At 48.1% G+C, this 18932-nt stretch carries 18 protein-coding genes; all 18 read left to right on the top strand.

The genetic code is table 11. The features are described from left to right. Positions 1–88 precede the first annotated feature (88 nt). The 18 genes from ACSW3C_RS11490 to ACSW3C_RS11405 all read left to right on the top strand — a co-directional run bounded on the left by ACSW3C_RS11490 (position 89) and on the right by ACSW3C_RS11405 (position 18857). Positions 89–220 carry a hypothetical protein gene (locus ACSW3C_RS11490; protein WP_269135917.1) on the top strand — a complete coding sequence of 44 codons (132 nt, stop codon included), beginning with the start codon at positions 89–91 and terminating at the stop codon, positions 218–220. Between the two features lie 217 nt (positions 221–437). Next, positions 438–2009 (top strand): SpoIID/LytB domain-containing protein, encoded by a 1572-nt coding sequence (locus tag ACSW3C_RS11485; RefSeq protein ID WP_486562738.1) that lies wholly within the window; start codon positions 438–440, stop codon positions 2007–2009. A gap of 20 nt (positions 2010–2029) precedes the next feature. Beyond that, a complete protein-coding gene (locus tag ACSW3C_RS11480) occupies positions 2030–3013 on the top strand; it encodes an N-acetylglucosamine kinase (protein WP_486562737.1) in 984 nt (327 codons plus the stop codon). A gap of 2 nt (positions 3014–3015) precedes the next feature. Continuing rightward, a complete protein-coding gene (locus ACSW3C_RS11475) occupies positions 3016–4008 on the top strand; it encodes a GNAT family N-acetyltransferase (protein WP_486562736.1) in 993 nt (330 codons plus the stop codon). Then, entirely contained in the window at positions 3962–5041 is a 1080-nt protein-coding gene (locus ACSW3C_RS11470; RefSeq protein WP_486562735.1) for a serine hydrolase domain-containing protein, read from the top strand. The genes ACSW3C_RS11475 and ACSW3C_RS11470 overlap by 47 nt, the downstream gene beginning before the upstream one ends. Continuing rightward, entirely contained in the window at positions 5032–5736 is a 705-nt protein-coding gene (locus tag ACSW3C_RS11465) for a PIG-L deacetylase family protein (RefSeq protein WP_486562734.1), read from the top strand. The genes ACSW3C_RS11470 and ACSW3C_RS11465 overlap by 10 nt, the downstream gene beginning before the upstream one ends. A gap of 12 nt (positions 5737–5748) precedes the next feature. Continuing rightward, positions 5749–7314, top strand: a complete 1566-nt coding sequence (gene nagZ, locus ACSW3C_RS11460) for a beta-N-acetylhexosaminidase (protein WP_486562733.1) — start codon at positions 5749–5751, stop codon at positions 7312–7314. Between the two features lie 104 nt (positions 7315–7418). Next, entirely contained in the window at positions 7419–8570 is a 1152-nt protein-coding gene (locus ACSW3C_RS11455; RefSeq protein WP_486562732.1) for an anhydro-N-acetylmuramic acid kinase, read from the top strand. A gap of 42 nt (positions 8571–8612) precedes the next feature. After that, entirely contained in the window at positions 8613–9941 is a 1329-nt protein-coding gene (locus tag ACSW3C_RS11450; protein WP_486562731.1) for an extracellular solute-binding protein, read from the top strand. 60 nt (positions 9942–10001) lie between these two features. After that, positions 10002–10946 carry a carbohydrate ABC transporter permease gene (locus ACSW3C_RS11445; protein ID WP_486562730.1) on the top strand — a complete coding sequence of 315 codons (945 nt, stop codon included), beginning with the start codon at positions 10002–10004 and terminating at the stop codon, positions 10944–10946. Between the two features lie 14 nt (positions 10947–10960). Further along, positions 10961–11932, top strand: a complete 972-nt coding sequence (locus ACSW3C_RS11440; RefSeq protein ID WP_486562729.1) for a carbohydrate ABC transporter permease — start codon at positions 10961–10963, stop codon at positions 11930–11932. Beyond that, entirely contained in the window at positions 11929–13089 is a 1161-nt protein-coding gene (locus tag ACSW3C_RS11435) for an exo-beta-N-acetylmuramidase NamZ family protein (protein WP_486562728.1), read from the top strand. Before ACSW3C_RS11440 ends, ACSW3C_RS11435 begins: the two co-directional genes overlap by 4 nt. Positions 13090–13101: 12 nt before the next feature. Beyond that, positions 13102–14019, top strand: a complete 918-nt coding sequence (murQ, locus tag ACSW3C_RS11430) for an N-acetylmuramic acid 6-phosphate etherase (RefSeq protein ID WP_486562727.1) — start codon at positions 13102–13104, stop codon at positions 14017–14019. Further along, the gene (locus ACSW3C_RS11425) at positions 14016–14966 is read left to right on the top strand and encodes a GNAT family N-acetyltransferase (RefSeq protein WP_486562726.1); all 951 of its coding nucleotides are present in this window, start codon (positions 14016–14018) and stop codon (positions 14964–14966) included. The genes murQ and ACSW3C_RS11425 overlap by 4 nt, the downstream gene beginning before the upstream one ends. A gap of 22 nt (positions 14967–14988) precedes the next feature. Beyond that, positions 14989–15864 (top strand): MurR/RpiR family transcriptional regulator, encoded by an 876-nt coding sequence (locus tag ACSW3C_RS11420; RefSeq protein ID WP_486562725.1) that lies wholly within the window; start codon positions 14989–14991, stop codon positions 15862–15864. Positions 15865–15880: 16 nt separating this feature from the next. Then, positions 15881–17080: an N-acetylglucosamine-6-phosphate deacetylase gene (gene nagA / locus ACSW3C_RS11415; RefSeq protein ID WP_486562724.1), complete on the top strand. Its 1200-nt coding sequence runs from the start codon at positions 15881–15883 to the stop codon at positions 17078–17080. Further along, positions 17040–17762, top strand: coding sequence for a glucosamine-6-phosphate deaminase (nagB, locus tag ACSW3C_RS11410; protein ID WP_486562723.1), 723 nt, complete (start codon positions 17040–17042; stop codon positions 17760–17762). The genes nagA and nagB overlap by 41 nt, the downstream gene beginning before the upstream one ends. After that, positions 17763–18857, top strand: coding sequence for an ABC transporter ATP-binding protein (locus tag ACSW3C_RS11405; RefSeq protein ID WP_486562722.1), 1095 nt, complete (start codon positions 17763–17765; stop codon positions 18855–18857). It begins immediately after the preceding gene. The last annotated feature ends 75 nt before the right edge of the window (positions 18858–18932 follow it).

Genomic DNA, 18932 nt, shown 5'->3' with positions numbered 1-18932 from the left:
TTTAGATTAGATGAACATATTTAGAATTTGTATCCTTTCTTTTTTCACAACATAGGATAGAGGGAAGAAACAAATTGGAGGGAATCGAATGTTACCTAATCTAGATATTCAAGCATTACTTCAACAGCATCAGTTGAAAGTGAACAGGCGCAAGAAAACAAGCGGCGAGTTGCGGGCAGAAGCGTTGAAAAGAGAAAACGAACGGCTGACTGGACAATAAGATCCGGCGGCTGTTTTTTTTTATTTTCAAGGAACTTTTCACCCTTGTGCACTTGTTCTATCAAGCTTATTAAGAGAAAAGGAAGCAATTTTTCATTTATCGCTCAGCTTGTTGAAAAATATTTTCGGAAGTATTTTAATAAATTGAAAGGGAATTTCAATCTAAAGTCGAATCTCTAAACATAGTAACAATTTAACGGATAGGGAGGATGAACAGGTTGAGAAAATGGAAACAGGTTGTTTTTACATGTCTGATTGTAAGCGCTTTCTTGCTCTATGGGTATGCCACCACATCGTTTGCTCAGGAGACGGAGCCGATGATCCGAATCGGAGTCGTTCCGGAAGCTCAGTCCATCAAACTGAAGGCGGATGGTCCGTTTAATGTGCTGGATAAAGGGACGGGGGAAATCCTCTTTAGCGGAAACAGTGAGGAAGTGACTGTTACGTTAGGTTCTGCAGCTCAAGTTCAGAGCCACTACCGCCTGCAAGTTGCTTTCACGACAAGCCAGGCCTACTTGGACGATTGGCTCGCGCGGGCTCATGCTGAGGGTTATCCGACTTATTTAGAGGATTATAATGGCGGATACCGATTGTACTTAGGAGAATTTCCGACAGATGCCTCGTTCAGTGTAAGAACTGCTTTTAAGGATGAAGTTGTGGCAAAGGGGCTGGCTGCCTCGGATGCTTTTTGGAAGATCGTGACGACAGCTGATGGGGAACGACAGCTAACCGCAAAGATGGGTGCGGAGGAAAAAAACACAAGCCATCCCGTTCAATTACAAGCCGATTCCGGCATTGTTTTGATTAACGGCATCCCTTATCGAGGAATTGCGGAAGTTGGATTCAATAGCGGGGGCACGCTGGCAGGCATTAATGAAGTGAATATCGAACACTATTTGTATGGAGTGGTACCGAGAGAATTGCCGCCGGTTCCATACAATGAAGTCGAAGCGCAAAAGGCACAGGCGGTTGCTGCCCGTACGTACGCCTTATCTAATATGGGGAAACGGAGTGCGGACGGCTATGACTTGTTGCCGACAACATCTGACCAAGTGTACGGGGGATATAGTGCTGAACATCCGATCTCGACTGAAGCTGTCGATGGCACAAAAGGAATTGTGGCGACGTATGAAGGCAAGCTGATTACGGCAGTATTCCATTCCACAAGCGGTGGCTTTACGGCAAATAATGAGGATGTCTGGAATTCCGAAGCGACATCTTATCTGCGCGCGACACATGTAGCGCAAAAAGGAAACTCTCTAAAGTATGTTCCTGCCTTAGATGTGTACAAGAAAACGGGCAACTCTGAGTCACTCAGAAAAGCGAAAAAAGGAGACTTTGAAGCGGATTGGTCCAAATATTATCGTTGGAACTTCGAGTGGACAGCTGAGGAAATCAGCAGCGTGCTAAGCAGTTATTTCAGCACAGATGTCGGCGAGGTGCAGGAGATTAATGTGACAGAGCGGTCCAGTTCCGGCCGTGCAGCCGTAATCGAATTTGTAACCGAGAATGGAACATTTTACGAGTACAAGGACCGCATCCGCTGGGCATTGCAATATATTGATGCAAAAGGCAAGCCTGCTGTATTATTGAGCACTTTATTCATCGTTGAACCGGTCCTTGATCCGGCTACAAATGAAGTGTCCGGCTTTAAAGTGGAAGGAGGCGGCTGGGGTCATGGCGTGGGCATGTCCCAAGTTGGTGCAGTTGGAATGGCTGAAGCCGGCTATGATTTCACAGTCATTCTAAAGCATTTCTATCAAGGGATTGAATTGGAAACTAGATATTGAATTAAAAGGCGGTAACGAATATGTATGTGATAGGAATTGATGGAGGCGGCACGCAAACGACCGGCATCGTTTCGGACGAATCTGGCCGTGTGCATATGTACGCCAAGACCGGCAGAAGCAATCCAAATACGATGAATCGGAAGGAGTTTGCAGCAGTCATGACCGACTTGCTGCTAACCCTCTCCTCCCAAAATTCGAGCGTATTTGAACAAGTGAGCTGCTGTTTCGCAGGGCTGGCGGGCGTCGGGGAAAGCGGCAAAGATGAAGAGGTGGCCCGCCTGCTACGAGGTTTGCTTCCGGACGGCGCATCCATCGTAGTCCGGAATGACGCTTTTAATGCGCTCTACTCGGGAACGCTTGGGAAAGTGGGGATTGTCCAGATTGCCGGTACAGGAGCCATTACGTTTGGCATTAATGATCGCGGCGAGACAGCGCGTTCTGGAGGTTGGGGCTATCTATTTGACGACGAAGGCAGTGGTTTTCATTTAGGGAATGAAGCGTTGCGCAATATTTTCAAAGCACATGACGGAAGAGGTCCGTCCACATCGCTCAGCGATCGAGTGCTCCGTCATTTTTCGGTTGTATCCGTTCCTGATGTAATTAGTGTCATTTATGGCGAGGAGCATCCCCGCTCCGTCATTGCGCCGCTGTCCCGTTATGTTGTGGAGGAGGCGATGGTGGGGGATAACATCGCAAAGGAAATCATTGAGGCGGCGTGCGAAAAGATGATAGAGAGCATAGCGGCTTGCAGGAGGCAATTATTTGATGAAGAGCATGCAACGACTATTATACTGTCGGGCGGTGTTTTTACAGGTTCTGAACTATGCAGAAACATAATGATCGAATTAGCTGGCCAGCGTTTGCCTTCTGTGACCTTGCATTCTACACAAGTCCCGCCAGCAGGAGGTGCGGTACTTGCAGGGCTGTCTGAGATGCAAATAAAACCGGAAAACGGATTTGTGTCGAAGATAACAAACGAGCTGAACAGAGAAGGGAGGCCGTGAAGATGTTGTATATCGACGAAGTCAAACCTGAAAAGATCATTTCGTTATGGAATCGAGCAATTGGAGAACGCTTTCCGATGACAAATGAATTGTGGGAGCAAAATACGATCGATGACAGGAGCGTTTTGCGAGAAGCATCTTTGGCCGTCTTTGATGGGCAGGAATTGCTCGGATTCATTATCGCCAAACGGCCAGTGGAACATAACGAAATGGCAATGCAAAAGATGGGCTGGATCCAATGTTTGCTTGTAGACGAGAATGCCAGACAAAGGGGAATCGGCAAGCGACTCTTAGAGTGCGCAGAAGAAGAATTTCGCAAACAAGGGATAACAGATATCCGGCTAGGTCGGGATATGCGTCATTACTTCCCAGGGGTTCCGGCTGAGGATACAGATACTATAGATTGGTTTAAGAAGTTGGGATACGTGTGTGAAACAGTAGAAACGGATTTGATTTCACACGTGAAAGGCTGGAAGCCGTACGAACTTCAAAATGAGCAGCAGCACTTCCGATTGCTAACGGAAAAAGACTTGACGCAGCTGCTAATATTTTTGGAGCGTTCGTTCCCGGGACGGTGGCACGAAGAGACGAAGAACTATGTGCTGCTGAACGGAACGGGCCGTGAGTTCATCGGTCTGTTCGTAAACGATCAGTTGCAGGGCTTTTGTCGAATGAATGACTGGGCTTCCCCACAAATCGGTCCGAATACATATTGGCGAAAACTGATTCAAGGAGAATTAGGGGGCATAGGCCCGTTAGGCATTGACCGCTCTTTACGGGGGCAAGGATTTGGCCTTGATATTGTGAAAGCGGGGGCCAACGAGCTGATGAAACGGGGCGTTGATTCAATTGTCATCGATTGGACGCAGCTTGTCGCATTCTATGAAAAATTGGGATTCACGCCGTGGAAGCAATATCAAACGATGTCCAAACAACTGGAATCAGGAGGTGTCTGTTCTGGAAAAAGTGTTGTATTTCCTGCAGAGAGAGATTGATGCCGGCGTGACGCCGGGTGCAGTCATCAGAGTCCGGCATCAAGGCAAAATACTACTCGATCAAGCGCTCGGTTATAACAGTGTGGAGCAAGGAAAGACAAGGATGTCGAGCCGGCATGTCTTTGATATGGCCTCGCTGACGAAGGTCATGGTCACATTGCCCGCCATGCTGCAATTGTTCGCATCAGGTGAACTGTATTTACATGATAAAGTATCCACCTTCCTTCCTGCTTTCGGAGTTAACGGAAAAGACCAGGTCACGGTAAAGCAGTTGCTGACTCATTCTTCCGGTTTGCCTGCCCACAAGCATTATTTTGAAGAAAAGATGACGAAGGATGAAGTCCTGGCTTCCATCTATCAAGAGAAATTAGCGTATAAGCCCGATACGGCAGTCGTCTATAGTGACCTTGGCTTCATTGTTCTGATGGAGCTGATCGAGCAGCTGTCCGGCCAGCGGATTGATGACTATGCTAAAACGCATATTTTCCGGCCGCTTGCCATGAATGATACCGGTTATTTACCTCAATATGAACGCGGGCGCTATGCACCGACTGAGTTCATGGACCACTTGAACGATCATAAGTATGGCATAGTCCATGATGACAATACGGAATTCATGGGGGGCATCAGCGGACACGCGGGACTGTTCTCAACGATGAACGATTTGGCCGTGTTTACCCAGATGCTTGAAGCAGGCGGTGAATATGGCGGGCGCCGAATTATCGACAGGGGTTGGCTGGAACTGTCCCGCCGAAACTATACACCATTCTCTGAAGAGAGCAGAGGGATCGGTTGGCAATTGAAAGGGGACGGTGCGAGCCCGGCAGGCGATTTGCTGTCATCCGAAACGTATGGGCATACCGGTTTTACAGGAACAAGCTTTTATATTGATCCTAAAAGGGAACTGACGGTAATGCTCCTGACGAACCGTGTTTATTTCGGCAGGCATCCTCATATGATCCGGCTCCGTCCGCGATTACATAACTTGATAGCCGCCCAATTACAAGAGGAGGGGGAATCTGCATGCGAATGATGATTGTCGGAGCCCATTGTGGAGATGGAGAACTGCAGGCAGGAGCGATTGCTCATAAATACGCCAAAGCAGGCTGGAATGTTACGTTTCTGCATTTGACGGCAGGAGAAAAAGGAGCGCCGGCCCACATGGATGTGAATGTCTACCGTGACCAGAAAATAAGAGAAGCGGAACAGGCGGCTGCCATTCTAGGAGGCAGCAGCATTACACTTTCCCATCGTGATGCGGAACTTACCTTCAATGAAGAGATTTGTAAGGAAGTGGCGGCCATCTTTCGGCGGGAGAAGCCTGAGTTTGTCATTACCCATTGGGAGAACAGCATGCATCCCGACCATGCGCTTTGCCAGCGGATCGTACAAGATGCGTGGTTAAAGGCCGCCCTTCCTGGGTTTGAGCTGGACGGACTGCCGCCTCATGGATTAAAGCGGGTGTTTCACAGTGAGAACTGGGAAGACATGGAGGGATATGAACCGGACATTTACGTAGACGTGAGCGAATCTTTCGAAGCTTATTTAGAAGCGATTTCCTGCTATGATTTTGTGATGAATTCTTCGAGCTTCCGCTACTATGATTACTACAAAGCGCTCGGAACTGTGCGAGGCTGCCTTGCCCGAGCGACGTATGCACAGACATTGAAAAATTCAAGAGGGCTTCATGTACGAAAAGAAGGAATGATCCCGGGGTTTCCGGTGTGAGGGGGAAAATAGATGAGTGTAGAGAAAAAAGTCGGCCGATTAATGATCGCCGGATTTAAAGGAATAACGGTGTCCGAGGAGATTAAAAGCCTGATACATGACTACCATATAGGCGGTATTATCTTATTCGGCCGAAATATCGGAACGCCGGAAGAGATTGCCCGTTTGACAAGCGGTTTGCAGGCAGAAGCGAAAAAAGCGGGCTATTCGGTACCGCTGTTGATCTGCATCGATCAAGAGAATGGCGTCGTACGCAGATTGGGCGAAGGAACGACCATTATTCCGGGAGCTATGCTGTTAGGCGCGACGCAAGACTCCGAGAATGCGAGAAAAGCAGGCTCTATGACAGGGAAAGAATTAAAAGCGCTCGGCATCAATTGGAACTTGGCTCCTGTTGTGGATGTGAACAATAATCCGAAAAATCCGGTCATCGGCGTACGTTCTTTCGGTGAAAATCCGAATCAAGTTGCAGAGATGGCCGAACAGGCGATGGTTGGCATGCAGAGTGCGGGTGTCATGACGACGTTAAAGCATTTTCCAGGCCATGGGGATACAAATGTTGATTCCCATCTCGATCTGCCTGTCATATCTCATGATTTGAAACGGTTGCATGAAGTGGAACTCGTTCCGTTCAAACGCTGCATTCAAGCAGGTGCCGATGCAGTTATGAGCGCCCATGTTTATTTTCCGGCTTTGGAAAGCGAAGCGAATACGCCTGCCACGTTATCCCGTCCTATTATTACCGGCTTGCTGCGGGAGGAGCTTGGGTTCCAAGGTGTCATCACAACCGATTGTATGGAAATGGATGCAATCGCAAAAGGGATTGGCACTGTGCAGGGCTGTGTTAAAGCTGTTCAGGCGGGAGTCGATTTTGTTATGGTGTCCCATTTGTACCATTTGCAAAAAGAAGCAATTCTCGCATTGAAAGATGCCGTTGAAAACGGGGAGATTTCAGAACAACAAGTGGACGATTCAATTGAAAGGATCGAGAAGCTCATTCGCCGTTATGCTTCATGGGATGAAGCGGAAAATGAGGTTGTTCCGGAGTTTGTCGGTTCCGGTTCGCATAAGATGGCAATGCAAAAGATTTATGAACAAGGAATTACCGAAGTGGGAGCGCTCGGAAAAACGATTCAACCTGGGGAGCGGGTTCTTCTTGTGTACCCTGCAAACGAATATGCAACGATGGTGGAAGATAAACGTTACGCTACAGTGACGATGGCGGAGGAAATGCGAAAGGTGCATGAAAACGTAACCGATGTAGAACTGAAGGCTGAGCAATTGGATGGCCAGCTGGAGCAAGTTGGACGGATGGCAACAGACTATGACCATATTGTCGTGCTCACATTGAATGCCATCCAGCATGATAGTCAGCAACGGCTTGTGGAGATGTTGATCGCGTCGGGAAAACCTGTAGATATCGTCGCCATCCGTTCTCCATATGATCTTTCGCTCTTCGAAGGGGCAAATCGCATGATCTGTACCTATGAGTTTACAAGAACGGCATTTGAAGTCGTGGCGGCTGGATTAGTCGGAAGTGTACAATTCAAAGGGCAATTGCCTGTTTCATTATCTTGAAATAAATTTTTAAATTTAGAATTTACTGTTGAAATTTAATTTCACAACAAGTAAAATGGTGGAAAGCGCTTTCATTACTAGATTGGGAGGAGGGCGATGCGATTGTGCGAGTGTGTGGAATGATGTCAGGTACTTCTTTAGATGGTCTCGATTTGGCAATTGTCGATTTCTCCATGCAGCCTGACCGTCTACATTTCGACGTGAAAAAGTTTGTGACAGTCCCTTATCCGGAGGAGCTCAGGCAGGAACTGCTCCGGTTGATGGATGCGAAGGCACCTTTGAACCGTGTTTCTGCTATGAACATGTACTTAGGTGATCTGTATGCCAGGTTGCTTGAAAAGGCATTGCATGATTCGGTTATCCAGAAGGAATCGATTGATTTGATCAGTTCACACGGCCAGACGATTTGGCATGAACCGTTTGTGGATGGCGATGCGCCTTTTACACATCCGAATACGATGCAAATCGGGGATATTGCCGTTTTGGCAGAGCGTACCGGCATTCCAGTCATCGGTGACTTCCGAACCCGGGATATGGCGGCGGGAGGCCAAGGTGCACCGCTCGTTCCTTTCGCGGATCACTACTTATTCCAATCTGTTACGGAAGGCCGGGTGCTTGTTAACATCGGGGGCATCACGAATATTACGGTGCTGCCTACCGAGGATTCAGGACTGGATGTAATCGCGTATGATACAGGACCAGGAAATATGGTCATCGATTCGTTCATATCGAAGCATACTGCCGGTGCGATGAGCTATGATGCCAACGGAGAAATTGCGGAAAAAGGAAATGTCAATAAGCCTTTCCTTCAACAACTTCTCTCGGAACCCTATTTTTCGGCGCAGTCGCCAAAAAGCACGGGCCGGGAATTGTTTGGAGCTGCCTATGCAGAATACGTGTGGAAGGAAATGGAACAACAGGGCATTGCGGATGCGGATAAAATCGCGACAGTTACCATGTTGACTGCTTATTCACTGGCTGACGAAATTACCCGGCACCATGAAAAATACCGGTTGAAGACAGTCATCGTCAGTGGGGGAGGGGTGCATAATAAAACTTTGCTAACCTTCTTAAAGGATCTTTTGCCGGAAGGACTGGAGGTCATGACCTCTGCCGAAGTGGGAATTGACCCGGACGCGAAGGAAGCATTCGTCTTTGCGCTTCTTGGCTACCTAGGGTTTCAGCGATTGCCGAATTCCTTACCATCCGCTACAGGAGCAAAACGGCAGACGGTCATGGGGAAAATCGCTTATTAAAAAGGGAAATGTTGATTGATCAAACATCGGGGGGTTAATTGAATGAAAAAGATGTTAAAGAAGTCTGCTCTTGCAGCAGCTTCCTTGGGCCTTGCTGCATCTGTTCTAGCTGGATGCAATGACAAGAAGGAAGCAGGCAACGCGGACGAATTCAAGGGGAAAATTACAATTTGGGATGGACCGAGATGGCCGGATGAAGAGGAAAATAAATTCCACTGGCTTGAAGCGAAAATTAAAGAGTATGAGGAACTGCATGAAGGTGTGGAAATCGAACTTGTTCAAGTTCCATGGGCTGAGATGGGCGATAAGCTCGGCGTGGCAATTGCCGGGAAGGCCTGGCCGGACATCGCGCCAGTCGACATTAGCGGCAGCGCGGTGAGCATTGATCATATCGAACAAGGCGTCATCGAATCGATGGATAACTACTTGGATAAGAAAGAAAAAGAGGATTTCTATGAAAATGCATTGGATGCCTATACGTATGATGGGAAGCTATACGGAATTCCGAATAGTATTACGTTGCACTCGATGTTGTTGAACTTGGATCTGTTTGAGGAAGCAGGCGTGGAACCACCGAAAGACGGCAATTGGACGTATGATGAATTCCTTCAGGCTGCAGAGAAATTGACATTTGACCGGGATGGGGACGGCAAGATGGATGTATACGGATTCTCGACGTATATCCTGCCTGGCTATTATGAAGCATGGCCGTTCTTCTATAAAAATGGCGGCTCACCGTTGAACGAAGATATGACCGAATTCACTTTCGATTCACCGGAAGTCGTGAAGGCGATTCAAGATTTGGCTGATTTGAAATTAAAGCAAAAAGTTGCTCCGGAAACACTTGGCGGCAATGATGTCGGTGGAACATTCCAAGCTTGGGCGAATGAAGAGCAGCGGACTGTCGCAATGGAGCCGTGGGCAACATGGGCGATCGGCGCTGCACAAGGCGCGTACCCGACTAACTTTGCGGTAGCCAATTATCCGACAGGCGACGCGAAGGATCCTGTGACAATCGGCGGCGTAGGCGGCTGGGTTATGTTGCATCAGGATGATGCAAATAAACGCGCAGCTGTAGCGGATTTCATGAAATTCATTTCAACTGCGGATGAGCAATATCACATGGCTCAGAATTACGGCATCTTCCCGGCTCGGGTAAGTGCTGCGGAAATGGATCCGTTCAAGGATAACCCGCAGATGACAAGAGCAATGGAAATGTCCGATCAAGTCGTCATGCTGCCGCGCCATCCGGAGTGGAGAAAAATTGACGAAGCGATTCAAAATGAATTGCAACTGGTGTTCAATGGTGAAAAAACCGCTGAACAGGCGATGGCTGACGCTAAAAAAGCAGTCGACAAAATTATAAAGTGATCAAGCAAGCAGGCTATGCATCGCGTACGCCTGCTTCATCTTTAAGGAGGCGGAGTCTTCATGACGCAAATGCCGATGGGTGCTGTGCCCAAGAAAAAAGAAGAAAAGATGAAGCTGTTCAGAAAACCGAACAAAAACCTCTTCCGGCAAATGAAGAAAAACTATAGTGCTTACCTTTTCTTGTTGCCAAAGCTCATTTTATTCACCCTCTTTGTTGCCATTCCAGTCGTTTGGGCTTTTATTCTTTCGTTCCAAAAGTATAAAGTGTTCGGCAGCGAGTTTATCGGACTCGAGAATTACATAGAAGTCTTCCAAAGTGATGCGTTTTGGATTGCACTGAAAAATACACTCTTGTTTACAGTCGTCACCGTGCCATTCGGTGTGATCAGTGCACTCGTTCTTTCGACGCTTATCTTTGAACTGGGCAAACTATCTCAAAGTCTATTCCGATCCGCATTTTATTTGCCGACGGTTACTTCTATGGTCATCATCGCAATGGTCTGGAGATGGATGTACAATTACGATTTTGGTCTGTTCAACTATGTACTTGGATGGTTTGGTGTCGGTCCGGTCAACTGGCTGGGCCAATCAAACACTGCTCTCTGGGCGCTGATCATCATGCAATGCCTCATCCCGTTCGGGGTCGGCATCATTATGTACTTGGCATCCATGGGGTCCATCTCCCAATCTCTCTATGAAGCGGCGAGAATGGATGGAGCAAGCAAGTTCAAACAATGGATCCACATAACGATCCCTTTATTGAAACCAACGACTTTGTATTTAGTGCTTCTCAGCACAATCGGTTCCTTCCAAGTTTTCACCCAAATCATTATGATGACGGGCGGAGGACCGGGCAGTGCCACGGAGACGCTCGTGCATCTCATCTATAAAACAGGATTCCGCGATTTTGATTTCGGATTGGCTGGCGCCCAGTCAGTCGTATTGTTTGTCATCATTCTCATCTTTTCTGTCATCCAGTTCCGGATGCTTCGTCATGATGAGTGATTGGAGGATGGAAAATGAAGAAAAAACCACTTGATCGTTTAAATAAATTCATCATCTTTGCCTTGCTCTCCATATTTGCAGTCGTTTCTCTGCTTCCGCTATATTGGGTATTCTCAACTTCACTCCAATTAAGCAGCTATCAGTCCATGGAGATGGAACGGCCGGTTTCTTACGTGGATTCCAATCCGCCGAAAATGTATCCGATGGGCATCCCGCTTTATTTCGAGCATTGGAAAGGCGAGCGGGAAGCGAAGAAAGCTGGAGATGCTGAGCTCGAAGCATACCATCGTTCGCAGATGGATCATATTGTTTCGAATACGTTCGGCAGCTTTAAATCGCTCTTCAAAAAACATGATGTCGGGAAATGGTTCCTCAACAGCTTATATATTGCAGTTGTCGTAACAGTCGGCATCCTGCTCATCGACTCCATGGCAGGATATGTGCTGGCGAAGAAGCGGTTCCCCGGCAGGAACCTGATTTTTTGGATCATCATCTCGACGATGATGATTCCAGGGCAAGTAACCCTTGTACCGTTGTTCATCATGGTCGGGAACTTGAACCTGATGGATACGCACTGGGCTCTCATACTCCCTGATTTGTCCATGGTGTTTGGAGTATTCCTCATGAGACAGTTCATGTATTCTATTCCGGATGAATTGCTGGAGGCTGCAAAAATGGACGGGGCAAGTGAGTGGAGGACGTTTTGGACGGTTGTCCTGCCGCTTGCTAAACCAGGGTTGGCAGCACTCGGTATCTTTACATTCATGAACGTGTGGAACTCCTTCCTCTGGCCGATTATCGTCCTAAATACAGCTGAGCTGTATACATTGCCAGTCGGACTGAAGACATTGCAAGACGCGAACTTGGCGAGCTTTAAATTGTTAATGAGCGGTGCGGCTGTTGCAGCCATTCCAATGATTATCGTCTTCATCTTGTTCCAGCGATACTTCGTCCAAGGATTAACTCTTGGCGGGGTCAAAGAATGATGGCTGTTAAACTCGGAATTGACGTGTTTCTCGAAACACAAGTTGATGAAGTCCGAAGCAAACGGATCGGGCTCTTGACGAATCAAACCGGCGTAAATGCTTCGCTTGATTCGACAATCCGGATTTTTCACGAACATCCGGACATCCACCTCACCGCTTTATTCGCGCCTGAACATGGGCTGCTGACGAATAAGAAAGAAGGAGAGAAATTCGGAGACAGCCTTCATCCAAAGGCAGGCGTGCCGGTCTTCAGCCTGTATGGTGAAACGAAAAGGCCGACGGATGAGATGATGGAGAAGGTCGATATCGTCGTGATGGATATTCAAGATATCGGCGCCCGTTACTATACGTATATTTACACAATGGCTTATATGATGGAAGCTTGTGCGCGGAAAGGCAAGCGCATGATCGTTTTGGACCGCCCGAACCCGATTGGCGGAACTGATGTGGAAGGAAACCTGATTGCTCCCGATTTTACTTCATTCGTCGGTCTGTATCCTATTCCGAACCGGCACGGCATGACGATCGGGGAACTGGCAGCCTATTTTAATGAGGCATTCGCGATCAATTGTCCACTGACTGTTGTGGAGATGCAAGGCTGGAAGCGTGATAATCTGCTGCCAGATTTGAATTTGCCGTGGGTGCCACCGTCTCCGAACGTCACATCCCTAGATATGATGCTTCTCTATCCCGGAACTTGTTTATTGGAAGGACTGAATATTTCGGAAGGACGGGGGACCACACAGCCTTTTGAAATGCTGGGAGCCCCATTTATTGACGGAGAACGGCTGCAGGATGCGGTAAATGAACTGAGCCTAAAGCATGTGAAAGCACGGGCGGCTGTTTTCACTCCGACGTATCAAAAGTACGCCGGAGAAGTGTGCCAAGGCATCCAGCTGCATGTGCTGGACAGAAGAAAGATCGAGCCTGTCAGGACGATGGTGCAAGTTCTAGATGTGTTGTTCAAAATGTACCCAGACGACATTTCGTTTTTGGAATATGGTTCATTAAAACATCCAATGTTTGATTTGCTGGCAGGCAGTGCCGCGTTGCGAAACGGATTGCAAAATGGTGATCCTAGTGAATATGTAGAGGCATGTTTATCTGGTACAAAGCAATTTGTAGCGGATAGAGAACGATACTTACGTTATAGATAGGAAGGCGGAGCAATGGAAAAGATATCGAAACTGATCACTGAAGAGAGTAATCCGAAGACGGTGGACCTGGATGAGATGTCGATCCGGGAAATGATTACAGTCATGAATGAAGAGGATATGACAATTGCTTTGGCTGTCCAGCAAGTACTGCCTGAAATTGAAAAGGCGATCGAACAAGTGGTGAATGCGTTTAAGAATGGTGGCAGGCTCATTTATATCGGAGCTGGAACGAGCGGCAGGATTGGTGTCATGGATGCGGTTGAATGCCCGCCGACTTTCAGTACGCCGCCAGAGCTTGTGCAAGCAGTACTGGCAGGCGGACCTGGTGCGATGTACCATGCAGTGGAAGGCGCGGAAGACGATGAGTCACTCGGCGCTGAGGACCTGCGGGAACTGAATCTAGCAGCAAATGACGTTGTAATTGGCATCGCCGCAAGCGGCAGGACGCCTTATGTGAAAGGTGCCCTCGCTTTTGCCCAATCCATCGGTGCAGCAACGGTCAGTCTGACGGGCAACGCCAATTCCGCCATCAGCATGCATGCGGATGTGAAAATTGAAGTGATCACGGGCCCCGAAGTCGTGGCCGGGTCAACAAGGCTCCGCGCAGCAACAGCCCATAAAATGGTGTTGAATATGATCTCGACAACCGCGATGATGAAAATCGGCAAGATCTACAAAAATCTGATGGTCGATTTGCATGCGAGCAATTTCAAATTAAAAGAACGTGCTAAACAAATGGTCTGCACGATTACAGAAGCGCCGTATGAACTGGCGGAAAAAACGCTTGAAACGACTAATTATAATGTTAAACAGGCGATTGTCATGATTCTCGCGGGTGTCTCGGAGTCGGAGGCTCTGGAATTGATTGACCGGTCGGAAGGCTTTGTGAAAAGAGCAGTCGCTTTGGCATCAGCAGGTGAAACCCGATGACAGTCTTTCGCACATTTAAGAGTGGTGATGAGAGGGAGATCGTCTCTTTATGGAATGAAGTCCTGGCCTTCGATCCGATCACGTTGAAACGTTTTCGGAACCAAGTTTTGCTTGATGCAAATTTTGATCCGGACGGATTGATTATCGCGGAGCAGAATAGAGAGATGGCAGGGGTTCTGCTTGCCATCCGGCGGAGATTGCCGATGAGCGGTATTAATTTGGAAAAGGGAACCGGCTGGATCACGTTCTTTATGGTAAAACCAGATGCCCAGAGGGAAGGGATCGGCCATGGAATGATGGACCAAGCGCTTCGATTCCTAAAGAAACAGGGAGTGGATAAAGTCTTTTTCTCTTCCTACGCACCCAATTATTTTCTCCCGGGCATTGATCGGGCCCATTATCCTGCAGGTTATGAGTTTCTGGGGAAGGAAGGCTTTAGCCGCCTTTATTCGCCAGTTGCGATGCATCGGAGCTTGGCGAATTACTCGTATCCTAAAGAGATCAAAGGGCTGAAAGAGATTCGCGAGAAGGAAGGCTACTCTTTCGTGAAAGTTAGCGACGGAGATTTGTATAATTTAATTCGCTTTGCAAATGATGTCTTCAATCCGGACTGGGGACGCGCCATTCGGGAAGGGGTTCTGCAAGGAATTGATCCTTCGCAAATCATGATTGCGAAAAAGAAAGATGAAATTGTCGGCTTTGCGATGTTTGGCGGGTATGAAATGATTCGGGAACGATTCGGTCCATTTGGCGTCAGCGAAACGGAACAAGGCAAAGGGCTTGGAAAAATCCTATTGCATGAGATATTGTTTTCAATGAAGCAACTGACCATTCAAGGGGCTTGGTTCCTGTGGACAAGTGAAACGAGTTCAGCAGGGCACTTATATAGAAAGAATGGATTTACCACATACAGAACCTTTGAAGTGATGATGAAAGAGTTGACTTGATCGTAAAGGCAGGCTGATGGAGATGGCACAAACGAGTGGCGGATTAGTATTAGTTAAAGAGATGAGGGAAACCCTCCCGCCGTCCGAGCAGAAAATAGCGGATTATATTTTGGAAAACCCGCAAGATATCGTGTCCATGACCGTCACGGAGCTGGGAGAAGTGTCGCAGACAAGCGGAGCTGCGGTGACAAGACTGTGCAAATCGTTGAAGCTGAAAGGTTTTCAAGACTTAAAGCTGCGGATCAACGGTGATCTTGGACGGAAGCTGGAAATAACAAATCGCGATATCCAGCCGAATGAGCCGGTGGAAGCGCTAATGCAGAAAGTGACTGATCATGCGGTGCACACGTTGCTGGAAACCGTGGAACTGCTCGACAGTGAGCAACTGGAACGGGCAGTGGATGCGATTGTCCGGGCGAAGAACATTCACTTTTTCGGTGTAGGCGCATCGGGCATTCCAGCACTCGATGCCCAGCAGAAGTTCCTTCGCATTCATAAACCGTCGACAGCGAGCACCGATCTGCATATGGGGGCCACCATTATGGCGAACGTCAGCGAGGAAGACGTTGTAGTCGGGATATCGTTTTCCGGCGCAACCTTCGAAGTGGAAAAGATCATGGAGCTGGCCAGCCAGAACGGCGCGACCACGATTAGCATAACAAAATATGGACAGACGCCCATCTCGGAAATAAGCGATATACAATTATATACTTCGCCTACCCGTGAAGCGAATTTCCGAAGTGGTGCAACATCTTCCCGGCTTGCCCAGCTGCACGTCATCGATATGTTGTTCATGTCTGTTGCCTCTAGACAGTTTGATACGACCATCACTTATTTGGATGCGACCCGTGAGGCCATTGAGGAGATCCAAAGCCAGACATTTCGCCGGAGAAAGTAGGAAAGGGTGAGGGGCAATGTCTGAAAAACTCATTACGAATGTAAAGATGGTACAGTCGGATGGGCGTTTGCTAGAAGGGAACATCCAAGTGGAAGGATGTCGAATTGCTCACGTTCAATCCGATTCTGTGGAAGGTTTTACAGGGGCTATATTTAACGGCCAAGGCTTGATGGCATTGCCGGGATTCATCGACATCCATATCCACGGGGCGGTCGGTTCAGATTTTATGGACGGAACGAGGCAAGCGTATGTGAACATCGCGAATGCCCTGCCGCGTGAGGGGACGACAGCCTTCCTGGCGACGACGATGACACAATCGCCCGAGGCAATCCGGATGGCAGTTGATTGCGGCAAGCATTTCATGGAAGAGCATTATCCAGATGGGGCAGAAATGCTCGGCTTTCATCTGGAAGGACCTTTCCTTAATAAAGAACAAGCGGGCGCACAGCCAGCCGGTTACATAAGGACGCCTTCTATGGAAATGCTGGAACAATGGTTTGGTCAAGACTTGGGCGGATTGTCGATCGTTACCCTGGCTCCAGAGCTAGATGAGGATTTTCAAGTCACCAGGCAATTGGCGCTTCGGAATGTTCTTGTATCTGCAGGGCATACAAACGCTGATTTCATGACGATCAAAGAAGCGGCTTGCCACGGGCTTTCTCATTTGACGCATTTCGGCAATGCAATGAAGGGATTGCATCATCGTGAAATCGGAACAGTCGGCGCAGGCATACTGATCGATGATTTATTCTGCGAATTAATTGCGGACGGCATCCATCTTTCAGAAGACATGATCAGACTCATGAACAAAACAATCGGGCCTGAACGGATGATACTCATCACTGATTCCATGATGGCAAAGGGAATGAAAGACGGTGTGTATTCGCTTGGCGGCCAAGAAGTGACGGTAAAAGGCGGCCGGGCGACACTCGAAGACGGTACATTAGCGGGCAGCGTGCTGAAAATGCACGACGCGTTGAAACGCCTGCATGCGATTGGCACTGTAACGATGCCGGAACTCATCGCATTATCCTCTGCCAATGCGGCGAGACGGCTTGGAGTCTATGATCGAAAAGGAAGCATAACGGCGGGGAAGGATGCAGATATCGTATTGCTAAATGAGCAATTCGATGTTGTGGCCACATTCTGCAGGGGGAGGATGGTGTACATAAATCGTGCGTTGGATCAAAGTGAAAGATTACGAGGAATTGAGTGAACGGGCAGCGGAGATTCTGATAGTAGAGCTTGAGAACAAGCCGGACAGCGTGATCGGGCTGGCTACAGGGGGAACGCCGATTGGCATGTACAAACGACTGGTCAGCCGCTACCATCGCGGAGAAATTTCATTTGCCCGCGTGACGGCGTTTAATCTTGATGAATACATCGGACTTGGGAAGGAACAGCCGGAGAGTTTTTATTCCTACATGGAACACCATTTCTTCGCCCATGTCGATGTACCGGTGGCTCGCCGGCATATCCCGGATGGCATGGCGGAAAGTTTGGAGGAAGCATGTGAAGCGTACGAGGCGTCCATTGAGGCTAGTGGCGGAATCGATCTACAAGTCGTCGGCATCGGTCAAAATGGTCATATCGGATTCAATGAACCCGGAACCTCTTTCCAATCACCGACGCATGTGACGGAATTGTCCGCCTCCACTCGGGGGGCAAATGCCAAGTATTTTGACGGTAAAGAGATGCCGGAGCAAGCGATTACGATGGGGCTCCAAACAATTATGAAAGCCAAAAGCATTGTATTACTGGCGTATGGCCAAGAAAAAAGGGAAGCGCTGGAACAACTGCGTACTGGCATGATAACAGAATCATTTCCCGCCAGCTGTCTGCATGAACACCCAAATGTGACAGTGCTATACGGGGAGGAAAGCGAGGGGAAAGGTTAAATGGCTGAAATGAAATTAGTCAACTTGACGAAGGAGTACGAAAAAGGCGTTATCGCAGTCAAAGACTTTAATTTGCATATCGAAGATAAGGAATTCATCGTTTTTGTAGGTCCTTCCGGCTGTGGAAAATCTACCACCTTACGGATGATCGCCGGACTGGAAGACATATCAGACGGCCATTTTGAAATTGATGGCAAACGGATGAACGATGTGCCGCCGAAAAACCGCGACATCGCGATGGTGTTCCAAAATTACGCGTTGTATCCGCATATGACGGTCTATGAAAATATGGCGTTCAGTTTAAAACTTCGGAAAGTGTCTAAAAAAGAGATTGAGGAACGTGTCCATGAGGCTGCCAAAATATTAGGGCTGGAAGAGTATTTATCCCGTAAGCCAAAAGCATTGTCGGGCGGACAGCGCCAACGGGTAGCATTAGGGCGCGCCATTGTCCGGGATGCCAAGATATTTCTAATGGATGAACCACTTTCGAATTTGGATGCGAAGCTTCGCGTACAAATGCGCTCGGAAATACAGAAGCTGCACAGACGGCTTCAGACGACAACGATTTATGTGACGCATGACCAGACAGAAGCGATGACGATGGCGACCCGCCTCGTTGTCATGAAAGATGGGTTTATTCAACAAGTAGGAACGCCAAAAGAAGTGTACGATAATCCGGTAAATGTATTTGTCGGCGGTTTTATTGGATCGCCCGCTATGAACTTTTTCCCGGGCAAGTTAACGGAAACTGGTTTTGTCATAGGTGAAACTACTGTTACGGTTCCAAGTGCGGAACGTGCCAGGTTAGCGGAGAAAGGGTATGTAGGGAAAGAATTGATTCTCGGCGTGCGACCTGAAGATATTTACACAGATCCACAAATGATCGAGTCCCATGCACAATCGAAGTTTGAAGCGACAATTGAAGTCGCTGAATTGATGGGAGCCGAAACGTATTTGTATTCCAATTTGAATGGCGCTGACTTTATTGCGCGCATTGATGCAGACACAGCCATCAAGCCGCTGGAAACTGTGACGCTTGCATTTGATATGAATAAAGCTCATTTCTTTGATTCTTCGACGGAAGAGAGAATATGAACAAAGGGTTGCTCCGGTAAACGGGGCAACCCTTTTAATATAGTAACTTTTCAAGTTTTCGTTTCAGTAATTCTC

It is taken from the genome of Sporosarcina sp. AD_1, assembly GCF_057373025.1.
This window is presented reverse-complemented; position numbering and strand designations above follow the sequence as displayed.

Excerpts from the sequence above, each read along its gene's own strand:
- ACSW3C_RS11450 (WP_486562731.1), top strand. The coding sequence starts at position 8,613 with ATGAAAAAGATGTTAAAGAAGTCTGCTCTTGCAGCAGCTTCCTTGGGC.
- ACSW3C_RS11475 (WP_486562736.1), top strand. The coding sequence starts at position 3,016 with ATGTTGTATATCGACGAAGTCAAACCTGAAAAGATCATTTCGTTATGG.
- ACSW3C_RS11425 (WP_486562726.1), top strand. The coding sequence starts at position 14,016 with ATGACAGTCTTTCGCACATTTAAGAGTGGTGATGAGAGGGAGATCGTC.
- ACSW3C_RS11420 (WP_486562725.1), top strand. The coding sequence starts at position 14,989 with ATGGCACAAACGAGTGGCGGATTAGTATTAGTTAAAGAGATGAGGGAA.
- ACSW3C_RS11480 (WP_486562737.1), top strand. The coding sequence starts at position 2,030 with ATGTATGTGATAGGAATTGATGGAGGCGGCACGCAAACGACCGGCATC.
- nagZ (WP_486562733.1), top strand. The coding sequence starts at position 5,749 with ATGAGTGTAGAGAAAAAAGTCGGCCGATTAATGATCGCCGGATTTAAA.
- ACSW3C_RS11405 (WP_486562722.1), top strand. The coding sequence starts at position 17,763 with ATGGCTGAAATGAAATTAGTCAACTTGACGAAGGAGTACGAAAAAGGC.
- ACSW3C_RS11490 (WP_269135917.1), top strand. The coding sequence starts at position 89 with ATGTTACCTAATCTAGATATTCAAGCATTACTTCAACAGCATCAGTTG.
- ACSW3C_RS11435 (WP_486562728.1), top strand. The coding sequence starts at position 11,929 with ATGATGGCTGTTAAACTCGGAATTGACGTGTTTCTCGAAACACAAGTT.
- ACSW3C_RS11440 (WP_486562729.1), top strand. The coding sequence starts at position 10,961 with ATGAAGAAAAAACCACTTGATCGTTTAAATAAATTCATCATCTTTGCC.
- ACSW3C_RS11445 (WP_486562730.1), top strand. The coding sequence starts at position 10,002 with ATGACGCAAATGCCGATGGGTGCTGTGCCCAAGAAAAAAGAAGAAAAG.
- ACSW3C_RS11465 (WP_486562734.1), top strand. The coding sequence starts at position 5,032 with ATGCGAATGATGATTGTCGGAGCCCATTGTGGAGATGGAGAACTGCAG.
- nagA (WP_486562724.1), top strand. The coding sequence starts at position 15,881 with ATGTCTGAAAAACTCATTACGAATGTAAAGATGGTACAGTCGGATGGG.
- murQ (WP_486562727.1), top strand. The coding sequence starts at position 13,102 with ATGGAAAAGATATCGAAACTGATCACTGAAGAGAGTAATCCGAAGACG.